The organism is Nocardioides lijunqiniae (assembly GCF_015024225.1).
GTDB lineage: Bacteria > Actinomycetota > Actinomycetes > Propionibacteriales > Nocardioidaceae > Nocardioides > Nocardioides lijunqiniae.
The window spans coordinates 1-11,864 of sequence record NZ_JACJGM010000027.1; the positions used below are offsets into that span (position 1 = coordinate 1).

Annotated in this window: 10 protein-coding genes; 6 read left to right on the plus strand and 4 right to left on the minus strand. The window is 73.4% G+C overall.

Going from position 1 to position 11,864, the window contains the following annotated elements; all coding sequences use genetic code 11:
• The 5 genes from infB to IRQ30_RS15835 form a co-directional block, all read left to right on the plus strand.
• The coding region (infB, locus tag IRQ30_RS15815) for a translation initiation factor IF-2 (RefSeq protein ID WP_193613972.1) at positions 1–2,445 on the plus strand (2,445 nt) is incomplete at its 5' end.
• Between the two features lie 71 nt (positions 2,446–2,516).
• A complete protein-coding gene (rbfA, locus tag IRQ30_RS15820) occupies positions 2,517–3,020 on the plus strand; it encodes a 30S ribosome-binding factor RbfA (protein WP_193613973.1) in 504 nt (167 codons plus the stop codon).
• On the plus strand, positions 3,017–3,883 hold the full coding sequence (gene truB, locus IRQ30_RS15825; RefSeq protein WP_193613974.1) for a tRNA pseudouridine(55) synthase TruB: 867 nt from the start codon (positions 3,017–3,019) through the stop codon (positions 3,881–3,883). Before rbfA ends, truB begins: the two co-directional genes overlap by 4 nt.
• A gap of 31 nt (positions 3,884–3,914) precedes the next feature.
• Complete coding sequence (locus IRQ30_RS15830; RefSeq protein ID WP_193613975.1) at positions 3,915–4,850, plus strand: bifunctional riboflavin kinase/FAD synthetase; 936 nt, start codon at positions 3,915–3,917, stop codon at positions 4,848–4,850.
• Between the two features lies 1 nt (position 4,851).
• The gene (locus IRQ30_RS15835; RefSeq protein WP_193613976.1) at positions 4,852–5,883 is read left to right on the plus strand and encodes a hypothetical protein; all 1,032 of its coding nucleotides are present in this window, start codon (positions 4,852–4,854) and stop codon (positions 5,881–5,883) included.
• On the opposite strand, the gene IRQ30_RS15840 is transcribed toward IRQ30_RS15835, so the two are convergent.
• From IRQ30_RS15840 to IRQ30_RS15855, 4 genes are read right to left on the minus strand one after another with little or no spacing between them, the layout of a single operon-like run.
• A complete protein-coding gene (locus tag IRQ30_RS15840) occupies positions 5,880–6,137 on the minus strand; it encodes an HPr family phosphocarrier protein (RefSeq protein ID WP_193609374.1) in 258 nt (85 codons plus the stop codon). The two genes, IRQ30_RS15835 and IRQ30_RS15840, sit on opposite strands and share 4 nt — an antisense overlap.
• 33 nt (positions 6,138–6,170) lie before the next feature.
• Positions 6,171–8,318, minus strand: a complete 2,148-nt coding sequence (locus tag IRQ30_RS15845) for a PTS fructose transporter subunit IIABC (RefSeq protein ID WP_193613977.1) — start codon at positions 8,316–8,318, stop codon at positions 6,171–6,173.
• Positions 8,319–8,323: 5 nt separating this feature from the next.
• The gene (locus IRQ30_RS15850) at positions 8,324–9,283 is read right to left on the minus strand and encodes a hexose kinase (RefSeq protein WP_193613978.1); all 960 of its coding nucleotides are present in this window, start codon (positions 9,281–9,283) and stop codon (positions 8,324–8,326) included.
• Positions 9,280–10,053, minus strand: a complete 774-nt coding sequence (locus tag IRQ30_RS15855) for a DeoR/GlpR family DNA-binding transcription regulator (protein ID WP_227464395.1) — start codon at positions 10,051–10,053, stop codon at positions 9,280–9,282. The genes IRQ30_RS15850 and IRQ30_RS15855 overlap by 4 nt, the downstream gene beginning before the upstream one ends.
• 88 nt (positions 10,054–10,141) lie before the next feature.
• On the opposite strand from IRQ30_RS15855, the gene ptsP reads away from it, so the two are divergent.
• Positions 10,142–11,842, plus strand: coding sequence for a phosphoenolpyruvate--protein phosphotransferase (ptsP, locus tag IRQ30_RS15860; RefSeq protein ID WP_193613979.1), 1,701 nt, complete (start codon positions 10,142–10,144; stop codon positions 11,840–11,842).
• The last annotated feature ends 22 nt before the right edge of the window (positions 11,843–11,864 follow it).

An 11,864-nucleotide genomic window follows, 5' to 3' on the forward strand; every position in this document is an offset into this window, starting at 1 on the left:
GCGCAGCCCGAGGCGCCCGCCGCTGCGGCGACGCCCTCGCCCGCCCGCCCGAAGGCGCCGACCCCGGCGCCCCGTCCGGTCGGCAAGCCCAGCGGCACGCCGCGTCCGGGCAACAACCCCTTCTCGTCCAGCCAGGGGATGGGCAAGCGTCCCGCCCCGGCCCCGCGCGACCCCGAGGTCGACGAGGCTCCCGCCGACAACCGCCCGCCGCGGCCGCCCGCCGCGCGTGAGGGTGGCGCGCCCGGTCGCCCGGGCATGCCGCGCCCCAACCCGGCGATGATGCCCAAGTCCCCGTCCGCCTTCGGTCCCGGCCCTGCCGGTCGTGGCGGCCCCGGTGGTCCCGGTCGCGGAGGCCCCGGTGGCGCTCCCGGTCGCGGTGGCCCCGGTGGTGCTCCCGGTCGCGGTGCGCCCGGTCGTGGCGCCCCCGCGGGTGCCGGTGCCCCGGGTCGTCCCGGCGGCTTCGGCCCGAGCGGTGGCGGTCGTCCCGGTGGCGGCAACCGCCCCGGCCAGCGCGGTCAGACCCAGGGTGCCTTCGGTCGCCCCGGCGGCCCGTCGCGTCGTGGACGCAAGTCCAAGCGGGCGCGTCGCCAGGAGTTCGAGGCCATGGAGGCTCCGACCCTGGGCGGCATGCGCGTCCGCAAGGGCAACGGCGAGACCGTGCGTCTCGCCCGTGGCGCCTCGCTGACGGACTTCGCCGACAAGGTCGGCGTCGACGCCGCCCAGCTGGTGCAGATGCTCTTCCACCTCGGCGAGATGGTCACCGCGACCGAGTCGGTGAACGACGCGACGCTCGAGCTGCTCGGTGAGGAGCTCAACTACACCGTCGAGGTCGTCTCCCCGGAGGACGAGGACCGCGAGCTGCTGGAGTCGTTCGACATCGACTTCGGCACCGACGAGGGCGACGAGAGCGACCTGGTCATCCGGCCGCCGGTCGTCACCGTCATGGGTCACGTCGACCACGGAAAGACCAAGCTCCTCGACGCGCTGCGCAACGCCAACGTCGTCGACAAGGAGGCCGGTGGCATCACCCAGCACATCGGTGCCTACCAGGTCGCGACCGAGGTCGACGGCACGGAGCGTCGGATCACCCTGATCGACACCCCCGGTCACGAGGCGTTCACCGCCATGCGTGCTCGTGGTGCCCAGGCGACCGACATCGCGATCCTCGTGGTCGCGGCCGACGACGGCGTCATGCCGCAGACGGTGGAGGCGCTCAACCACGCCCGAGCCGCCGGTGTGCCGATCGTGGTCGCGGTCAACAAGATCGACAAGCCCGACGCCGACCCGACCAAGGTCCGCGGTCAGCTGACCGAGTACGGCCTGATCCCCGAGGAGTACGGCGGCGACGCGATGTTCGTCGACGTCTCGGCCAAGTCCGAGCTCAACCTGGACAAGCTCCTCGAGGCGGTCGTCCTGACGGCCGACGCGTCCCTGGACCTGCGGGCCAACCCCACGCAGGACGCCCAGGGCCTGGTCGTCGAGGCGCACCTCGACCGCGGCCGCGGCCCGGTCGCGACCGTCCTGGTCCAGCGCGGCACGCTCCGCGTCGGCGACTCGATCGTGGCGGGCGCCGGCTACGGCCGCGTGCGCGCCATGCTCGACGAGCACGGCGAGAACATCGAGCAGGCCGACCCGTCGCGTCCCGCGATGGTGCTGGGTCTGACCGCGGTGCCTGGCGCAGGCCAGAACTTCATCGTGGTCGAGGACGACCGCATGGCGCGCCAGATCGCCGAGAAGCGCGAGGCGCGCGAGCGTGCGGCCATGCAGGCCAAGCGTCGCGTGCGTCGCACCCTCGAGGACTTCATGGCCTCCATGGAGAAGGGCGAGAGCCAGGAGCTCAACCTCATCCTCAAGGGCGACGTGTCCGGCTCGGTCGAGGCTCTCGAGGACGCCCTCGCGCAGATCGACGTCGGCGACGAGGTCAGCCTGCGGGTCATCGACCGCGGTGTCGGTGCGATCACCGAGACCAACGTCGACCTGGCGGCCGCCTCCGACGCGATCATCATCGGCTTCAACGTCCGGCCCCAGGGCAAGGCGGGCCAGATGGCCGACAAGGAGGGCGTGGAGATCCGGTACTACTCGGTCATCTACAACGCCATCGAGGAGATCGAGGCAGCGCTCAAGGGCATGCTCAAGCCGGTCTACGAGGAGTCGACCCTGGGTCAGGCGGAGATCCGTGCGATCTTCCGCTCGTCCAAGCTCGGCAACATCGCGGGCTGCATGGTCACCTCGGGTGTCATCCGTCGCAACGCGAAGGTCCGCATCCTGCGCGACAGCAAGGTGATCGCCGACAACCTCGACCTGACCTCGCTGAAGCGGGAGAAGGACGACGCGTCCGAGGTCCGCGAGGGCTTCGAGTGCGGCCTGGTGCTCCGGAACTTCCAGGACATCAAGGAAGGCGACATCGTCGAGGCGTTCGAGATGCGCGAGATCGCCCGCACCTGATCCACCCGTGACGAGTCGGCGCAGTCCCTGCCGGGGCTGCGCCGACTCGTTCGTTTGAGAGAGTAGGAAGCATGACCAGCCCACGCGTGCGCAAGATCGCCGACCGGATCCAGGTGATCGTCGCGGAGATGCTCGAACGCCGGATCAAGGACCCGCGGCTGGGGTTCGTGACCCTGACCGACGTCCGCCTGACCGGTGACGGCCAGCAGGCCACGATCTTCTACACCGTCCTGGGCGGCGACGAGGAGATGGCCGGCACGGCGGTGGCCCTGGAGTCGGCCAAGGGCGTCCTGCGCTCCGAGGTCGCCAAGCAGCTCGGCACCCGCACCGCCCCCACCCTGACCTTCGTCCACGACGCCCTGCCCGAGGAGGCGCGCGCCCTCGACGAGGTGCTCGCCCGCGCCAAGGCGCAGGACGAGGCGGTCGCCGCCGCCCGCGCCAACGCCGCCTACGCCGGCGAGGTCGACCCGTACAAGAAGCCCCGTGAGGACGACGAGGACGACGAGGACGACGAGCTGGACCAGGCCGACGACCTGGCCGGTGCCGCCGATGACGAGGACGACCGGCTCTCGTGACGACCGCCTCCGGCCTGGTCGTCGTCGACAAGCCGGCGGGGGTCACCTCGCACGACGTGGTGGCCCGTGTGCGCCGGCTCGCGGGCACCCGCAAGGTGGGCCACGCCGGCACGCTCGACCCGATGGCCACCGGGGTGCTCGTGCTCGGCGTCAACCGCGCCACCCGGCTCCTGGGGCACCTGATGCTCACGGAGAAGGGCTACGACGCCACGGTGCGCCTCGGCGCCGCGACGACCACCGACGACGCCGAGGGCGAGGTGGTCTCGACGGCCTCGACCGCGGCGCTCACGGAGCCGGTCGTGCGGGAGGCCCTCGCCGGCTTCGTCGGCGAGCTCCAGCAGGTGCCGACGGCCGTGTCGGCGATCAAGGTCGACGGCAAGCGCGCCTACCAGCGCGTGCGCGACGGCGAGGAGGTCGAGCTGAAGGCGCGCGCCGTCACGGTGCACGAGCTGACCGTCGGCGAGGTGCGCCTCGGCGACGACCACGTCGACGTCGACGTCTCGATGCGCTGCTCCAGCGGCACCTACGTCCGCGCCATCGCCCGCGACGCCGGCCGTCTGCTCGGCGTGGGCGGGCACCTCACCGCCCTGCGACGCACGGCGGTCGGGTCCTTCGACCTCGCCGCCGCCTCGACGCTCGACGAGCTGGCCGAGTCGTTCGCGATGCTGCCGATCGCGGACGCCGCCCGCAGCACGTTCCCCAGCCGCGAGCTCGACGACGAGCAGGCCGCCGACGTACGCGTCGGCCGCGCGCTCGACGTGCCCCTCGACGGTCTCACCGCGGTCTTCGCACCCGAGGGGGAGTTCCTCGCCCTCTACGAGCCGCGTGACGGCGTGGCCCGCGCGGCGGCGGTCTTCGTCTGACCGGCGGAGCACCGCCAGTAAGGTTCCTGACGTGCAGATCTGGCGTTCGCTCGACGACATCCCCGCCGACCTCGGGCCCACCGCGGTCGTGGTCGGCAACTTCGACGGCGTCCACCTCGGTCACCAGCAGGTGCTCGCCCGCGCGCGCAGCCTCGCCGACGAGCGCGGGCTGCCGGTCGTGGCGGTGACCTTCGAGCCGCACCCCATGGCGGTGCTGCGCCCCGAGCACGCGCCGACGATGCTCACGACCGTCGAGCGCCGCGCCGAGCTGCTGGCGGAGGCCGGCGCCGACGACGTGCTCGCGCTGCCCTTCGACCGCGACGTCGCCGGCTGGCCGCCGGAGGACTTCGTCCGCCGGGTGCTGGTGGACGGGCTCCGTGCGGCGCTGGTCGTGGTCGGCGCCAACTTCCGCTTCGGCCACCGGGCGGCGGGCGCCGTCGGCACGCTGGTCGCCGAGGGTGCCAAGCACGGCTTCGACGCCGAGGGCATCGCGCTCGACGGCGGGCCCATGGTCTGGTCCTCCACCTACGTGCGCACCTGCCTGGCGGCCGGCGACGTCGCCGGGGCCGCCGAGGCCCTCGGGCGCCCCTACGCCGTACGCGGCGTCGTGGTCCAGGGCGACCAGCGCGGGCGCGAGCTCGGCTACCCGACCGCCAACGTCCCGACCGACGGCCTGACCGCGGCCCCCGCCGACGGGGTCTACGCCGGCCGGCTGCGTCGCCTCGACACCGGCGAGATCCACCCGGCCGCCATCAGCGTCGGGACCAACCCGACCTTCGACGGCGTGCGCGCGCGCCGGGTGGAGAGCTACGTCCTGGACCGCACCGACCTCGAGCTCTACGGAGTCGAGGTCGAGGTGTCCTTCGTCGACCGGCTGCGCGGGATGGTGGCCTTCGACTCCGTCGACGCGCTCGTCGTGCAGATGGAGGCCGACGTCGACCGCGCCCGCGAGATCCTGGGCGCCTGAGGTGTCCCACCCTGCGACGACCGGCGACCCGGTCGCCGACACCGATGCGTGGTTCGAGGCGCAGGGGCTGACTTACTTCGTGCCCGAGAAGCGGGTCTCGGTGCGCTCGGCGATGCGGCCGCGCAGGCTCGCGCCGCTGCTGGTGCTGACGGCGCTGGTGGCCGGGGGAGCCGTGACGGTCCTGGCGCTGGTCGACGAGGGCAGCCTCATCCCGGCGGTCCTGTGGACGCTCGTGGGGGCGGCGTCGACGTGGTACGCGCTCATCGCCCTGGAGGCCCGCTCCATCGTCACCTGGGCGCTGGCCCGCACGTTCGGCAGCCTGTGGACCCTGCTGCCGATGATGACCCGCGCGCTGCCGATGTTGCTGGTCTTCGTGACGTTCCTCTTCATCAACGCCGAGGTGTGGGAGGTCGCGTCCTACCTCGAGACCGGCGAGCTCTGGCTGGTGGCGCTGCTCTTCGGCACCATGGCCGGCGCCTTCCTGCTCGTGCGGCTGCCCGAGGAGGTCGACCGCACCGACGACGACGTCGACGAGGCGCTGCTCCTGCAGTCGACCGCCGGCACCCCGCTGGAGCACGTGGCGCGCGAGCTGGTCGACGACCCGGACGCGGACCCGGCGTCGTACGCCGAGGTGGGCGGCTACGAGCGCTGGAACCTGATCCTGGTGCTGGTCGTCATCCAGGCCACGCAGGTGCTGCTGCTGGCGGTCACGGTCTTCGCGTTCTTCATGGTGTTCGGCTCGCTGATCGTGCAGCCCGAGATCGTCAAGACGTGGACCGGCGGCGCGCCCGACAGCATCCCGTTCCTGCAGGACATCCGTTACCTCGACAACATCTCGGCCGAGCTGGTCAAGGTGTCGGTGTTCCTCGCGGCGTTCTCCAGCCTCTATCTCACCGTGTCGACGGTGACCGACGAGACCTACCGCGAGCAGTTCTTCGGCAGCGTCCTGCACGAGATGGAACGGGCCGTCGGCGTGCGCGCGGTGTACCTCGCGCTGCGCGACCGACGGCCCGCCCCTCCTGAGGTCGACTAGGCGTCCAGGTCCTTCTCGACGAGCGCCGCGATGGTCTCGACGTCGGCCTCGTTGTCGCCCGAGACCTCGACGGTGTCGCCGTTGCCGGCGCCCAGGGTCATCAGCAGCAGCGCGGAGCTCGCGTCGACGGCCTCGTCGCCGGGGATCCCGATGGTGACCTCGGAGTCGAGGTCGCCGGCGGCCTCGGAGATGATCGCGGCGGGGCGGGCGTGGAGGCCGACAGCGGAGCCGACCTTGACGGACTTCGTGGGCATGGTTCTCCTTCGGTGGGTGCTGCGATGGGTGGGTCAGACGGTGGCGAGCTCGGTGCGGCGTGAGCCCGTGGACTTGAGCGCGATGACGGCGGCGGCCCCGACCAGGACGCCGGCGATCAGCGCGATGAAGTAGCCCCAGACGCCATCGACCGCGAAGATCACGAAGATGCCGCCGTGCGGGGCGCGGACGGTGACGTCGAAGGCCTGGGACAGGCCGCCGGTCACCGCGCTGCCGAGCATGATGGCCGGGATGACGCGCAGCGGGTCGCCCGCGGCGAACGGGATGGCGCCCTCGGTGATGAAGGAGGCGCCGAGCAGCCAGCCGGCCTTGCCGTTCTCGCGCTCGGGCTGGGTGAACAGGCCCGGGCGCACCACGGTGGCGAGCGCCAGGGCGATCGGCGGCACCATGCCGGCCAGCATGACCGCGGCCATGATCTTGAGCTCGGGGGCGTCGGCGGCCAGGGAGGCGCCACCGACACCGGCGGCCGCGAAGCTGTAGGCGACCTTGTTGAGCGGACCGCCCATGTCGAAGGCCATCATCAGGCCGAGCACGACGCCGAGCAGGACGGCGTAGCTGCCGCTCATCGAGTTCAGGCCGTCGTTGAGCTGGTCCATGAGCCAGCCGATCGGCTTGCCGAAGACCACGATCATGAGCAGCCCGGCGATGATCGAGGTCAGCAGCGGGATGACCAGGACCGGCATCAGCCCGCGGGCCCAGGTCGGCACCTTCCAGCCGGCGATCCAGTGGGCGATGACACCGGCGAGCACGCCGCCGACGATCGCGCCGAGGAAGCCGGTGGCCGGGAGTGCGGCGGCGTTGTCGAAGTCACCCTCGACCACGCCGAAGATGTTGGCCGCCAGGCCGCCCATGATGAAGCCGGGGGCGATGCCGGGCCGGTCGGCGATCGCGTAGGCGATGTAGCCGGCGAGGGCCGGGATGAAGAAGAGGAACGCGGTCTTGCCGATGATGAAGAAGAGCGCCCCGATGTAGGCCATGAGGCCCGAGCCGAACAGCGCGTGGTCGAGGCCGAGCGCCTCGGGGTCGGGAAGGTCGAAGAGCGTGTTGTTGACGGCGATGTCGCCGTAGGGGCCGACGATCTCGTAGCCGCCGAGCAGGAACGACAGGGCGATCAGCAGACCGCCGGCCGCGACGAACGGGATCATGTAGGAGACGCCGGTCATCAGCACGCGCCGCGTGCGTCCGCCCCAGCTCTCGTGGGCGCTGCCGCCGCCCTCTCCGGCGGTGACCTCGCCCTCGACGCGTGGGGAGCCCGGGTCGTCGGCGTAGCGCAGCGCCTCGGCGATCATCTTGTCGCCCTCGTCGATGGGGCGCTTGACGCCCGAGGAGACGACGGGCTTGCCGGCGAAGCGGCCGCGGTCGCGGACGCCCACGTCGACGGCGAAGATCACCGCGTCGGCCGCGGCGATGGTCGCGGGGGCGAGCGGGGTCGCCCCGGCGGAGCCCTGGGTCTCGACCTCGATGTCGACGCCGGCGCGTGCGGCCGCGGCCTCGAGGGCCTCGGCCGCCATGTAGGTGTGGGCGATGCCGGTGGGGCAGGCGGTGACGGCGACGAGGCGTCGGCGGGCCTGCGGGTCGGCGACGGGGGTCGCGTCGCCGGCGGGCTCGGCGGAGGCGGTGGGCTGGGAAGCGCCGCCGGCCGCGTTGCCGGCGTCCGTGCCCACGCCGGCGCCGCCGGCGGCCGGGGCAGGGGCCTTCTTGGCGGGAGCCGGTGCGTCGACCACGCGGCTGACGACGTCGACGACGTCCTCGGGGGTCTCGGCGGCGCGCAGCCCGTCGGTGAACTCCGGCTTCACCAGCGCGCGGGCCAGCTTGGTGAGGATCTGGAGGTGGGTGTTGTCACCGCCCGCCGGGGCGGCGATGAGGAACGCCAGGTCGGCGGGGCCGTCCTTGGCGCCGAAGTCGACCTTCGGGGACAGCCGGGCGAAGACCAGCGTGGGGACCTCGACGCCGGTGGTGCGGCAGTGGGGGATGGCGATGCCGTCCTTCAGGCCGGTCGAGGACTTCTCCTCGCGGGCCAGGGCGTCGGCGACGAGTGCCTCGACGTCCACGGCGCGGTCGGCCTGCGCGACGACGTCGGCGAGGGCGCGGATGACCGCGTGCTTGTCGGCGCCCAGGTCGGCGTCGAGCCGGACCAGGTCGGTGGTGATCAGGTCGTTCATGTAGGTCAACCTTCGGTGGTGAGGAGGATCTCGCGGACCGGGACCAGGGCGGCGTCGACCTGGGAGGGGCGGGGGATGGTCGTGCCGGGGAGTCCGGCCGCCGCGCTGCCGTAGGCCACGGCCAGCGCGAGTCGTTGGGCGGGTGGCTGGCGGCGCAGGTCCCCGAGGAGGTAGCCGAAGAGGCTGGAGTCGCCCGCGCCGACGGTGCTGACCACCGTCGTCGGCGGGGGAGAGGCGTGCCAGGCGCCGTCGGCGTTGACGAGCACCGCCCCGTGGGGGCCGAGCGTGACCAGGACCTCGTCGACGCCGGCCGCGACCAGGGAGCCGGCGGCGCGTGCCGCCGCGGCCGGGTCGGCCTCGAGGGTGACCGGGTCGTCGCCGGTGAACGAGGCGAGCTCCTCGCCGTTGGGCTTCATCAGGTGCGGCGCGCCGTGGGCCAGCCGCGCGACGAGCTCGCGCAGCGGGGCGTTGCTGGTGTCGACGGCGACCCGGACGCCGCCCGCGCGCAGGCGGGCGACCAGCTCGGCGTACCAGCCGTCGGGCGCGCCCGGCGGCAGCGAGCCGGCGAGCACGACCCAGTCGGCGCCGCTCGCGTGGCGGGTGACGGTCTCGGCGAGCGAGGCGAGGTCGGAGGCGGCCACGTTGGCGCCGGGGCTGTTGAGCTTGGTGGTGGTGCCGTCGGGCTCGCTGATGGTGACGTTGACGCGCATGGGTCCGGCCGGAGGCACGGGCTCGCACGGGATGTGGGCGGCGTGCAGCTCGTGCACGAACGGGTCGTCCGGGTCGGCCGGCAGCACCGCGAGGGTGGCCACCGACGCGCTGACGGCGGCACGCGAGATGTTGACGCCCTTGCCGCCGGCCTGGGAGGTCACGGTCTCGGCGCGCTGGACGGCGCCGCGACGCAGCTCCCCGGCCAGCGTGACCGTGCGGTCGACGCTGGGGTTGGGGGTGAGGGTGACGATCACACGACCACGACCTCGACGTCGGCCTTGCGCAGCTGCTCGAGGTCGTGCTCCGCGATGCCGTCGTCGGTCACGACCGTGTCGACGTCGTCGAGGGTCGCGAAGCGGACCGCGAGCTCACGGCCCAGCTTGCTGGAGTCGGCGAGCACCACGACGCGTCCCGCGGCGCGCACCAGCGCGCGCTTGGTCGCGGCCTCGTCGCGGTCGGGGGTGGTGAGCCCGTGGTCGGGGGACAGCCCGTTGGTGCCGAGGAACACCAGGTCGGCGCGCAGGTCGTCGAGCGCGGCCACGGTGTCGGCTCCCACGGCGGCCTGGGTGGTGGCGCGGACGCGGCCGGGGAGCAGGTGCAGCTCGACCTGCGGGTGCACCACGAGCCGGGCCGCGATCGGCACCGCGTGCGTGATCACCGTGAGGCGCAGGTCGCGGGGGAGGTTGCCGGCCAGCCGCATGGTGGTGCTGCCCGCGTCCAGCAGGACGGTGCCCCCGGCGGTCGGCAGCAGCGACACGGCGGCGCGGGCGATGCGGTCCTTGCTCTCGGTGTTGGCGGCGTCGCGCTCGCCCAGGCCGGACTCGATCGCGGCGAGGGCGCCGGCCGGGACGGCCCCGCCGTGCACGCGGTGCACCAGGCCGAGCCGCTCGAGGGCCGTCAGGTCGCGGCGCACGGTCTCGGTCGTGACGGCGTACTCCTCGGCCAGCGCGTTGACCGACAGTCGTCCGCGTGTGGCGACGAGCTGTGCGATCGCCTGCTGCCGCTCCTCGGCGTACATTGACATGCCCGGTGGCCTCCCTCGCTTCTGTGTATATGTTGTTTTACGTCCGTTTCTGTTGACTGTCAAGGTCCTGGGCGTTTTACTTGTGACCATGGTCACCGACACCAGCACGTCCAGCCCCGACGGCACCGGTCTGCGCGGCACTCCCGTGGTCGGGGGGCTGGCCTACGGCCCGGCCCTCGTCATCCGCACCGAGGTCCCGGCCGAGGCGGTCGAGCGGTTCGGGGACGGCGGCTTCGCCGACGAGGCCGAGGCCCTGGCGGCGTACGACGTCGCGGTGGAGCAGGTCTCCTCGGGCTTCGGGGCCAAGGCCGCGAGCGCGTCGGGGGCGGCGGCGGAGGTCCTCACGGCCAGCGCCGGCCTGGCGCGCGACAAGGGGCTGCGCTCGGCGGTGCGCAAGTCGTTGCGCAGCGGGGACGACCTGCTCGCGGCCGTGCACGCGGCGGTGGAGCAGTTCGTCGGGGTGTTCACCACGATGGGCGGCCTCATGGCCGAGCGCGCCACCGACCTGCGCGACATCGAGCGTCGCCTCGTGGCGCGCCTCATCGGCGAGGCCGAGCCCGGCGTCCCCACCCCCGACCGCCCCTCGGTGGTCGTCGCCGAGGACCTCGCGCCCGCCGACACGGCCGGTCTCGACCCGGCGATCGTGCTCGCGCTGGTGACCGAGCGCGGCGGGCCGACCAGCCACACCGCGATCATCGCCCGCCAGCTCGGGATCCCGTGCGTCGTCGGCACCGCCGGCGCGCTCGAGCTCGACGCCGGGCGACCGCTGCTCGTCGACGGCACGGCCGGCACGGTGCGGCTGGACGCGGACCCGGCCGAGGCCGAGCGTCTCGTCGCGGCCGACAAGGAGGAGCGCGCGGCGCTCGCGACGTGGGCGGGACCCGGCGCCACGGCCAGCGGCGAGGCCGTCAAGCTGCTCGCCAACGTGGCCGACGGCCCGTCGGCGGCGAGCGCGTCGGGCGCGCCCGTGGAGGGCGTCGGGCTGTTCCGCACCGAGCTCTGCTTCCTGAACCGCACCGAGGAGCCCAGCGTCGAGGAGCAGGCCGACATCTACGAGACGGTGCTCGCGCCGTTCAAGGACGTCGGCTACGTCGTCGTCCGCACCCTCGACGCCGGCAGCGACAAGCCCGTCGCGTTCGCCACCCACGAGGGCGAGGAGAACCCCGCCCTCGGCGTCCGCGGCCTGCGCCTCTCCTTCGACAACCCGGGTCTGCTGGAGCGCCAGCTCGACGCGATCGCGCTGGCCGCGGAGCGCTCCGGCACCGAGACGTGGGTGATGGCGCCGATGGTCGCCACCGTCGCCGAGGCGCGCGACTTCTCCGCCGCCGTGCGCGAGCGCGGCCTCAAGGCCGGCGTCATGGTCGAGGTGCCCTCGGCCGCGCTGCTGGCCCCGCGGATGCTGGAGGTCGTCGACTTCATGTCGATCGGCACCAACGACCTCACGCAGTACACGATGGCCGCCGACCGCATGGCCACCGACCTCGCCCACCTCACCGACCCGTGGCAGCCCGCGGTGCTGCAGCTGATCGCGATCACCGCCGAGGCCGGCCGCCTGGCCGGCAAGCCGGTCGGCGTCTGCGGCGAGGCCGCCGCCGACCCGCTGCTCGCCTGCGCGCTCGTCGGCATGGGCGTCACCTCGCTGTCGATGGCGGCCGCTGCCGTCCGCCAGGTCGGCGCCCGGCTGGGCACCACCACCTCCGAGCAGTGCGAGGACGTCGCCGAGGCGGCCCTCGGTGCCGACGACCCCGCCGCCGGGCGGGCCGCGGTGCTGGAGATCCTCGCGCGGTAGCGGCCGAGCAGGGTTTTCAGCA

Bases quoted from the DNA above. Each gene is read 5' to 3' on its own strand.
- rbfA (WP_193613973.1), top strand. From the start codon at position 2,517: ATGACCAGCCCACGCGTGCGCAAGATCGCCGACCGGATCCAGGTGATC.
- ptsP (WP_193613979.1), top strand. From the start codon at position 10,142: ATGGTCACCGACACCAGCACGTCCAGCCCCGACGGCACCGGTCTGCGC.
- IRQ30_RS15845 (WP_193613977.1), bottom strand. From the start codon at position 8,318: ATGAACGACCTGATCACCACCGACCTGGTCCGGCTCGACGCCGACCTG.
- IRQ30_RS15840 (WP_193609374.1), bottom strand. From the start codon at position 6,137: ATGCCCACGAAGTCCGTCAAGGTCGGCTCCGCTGTCGGCCTCCACGCC.
- IRQ30_RS15855 (WP_227464395.1), bottom strand. From the start codon at position 10,053: ATGTCAATGTACGCCGAGGAGCGGCAGCAGGCGATCGCACAGCTCGTC.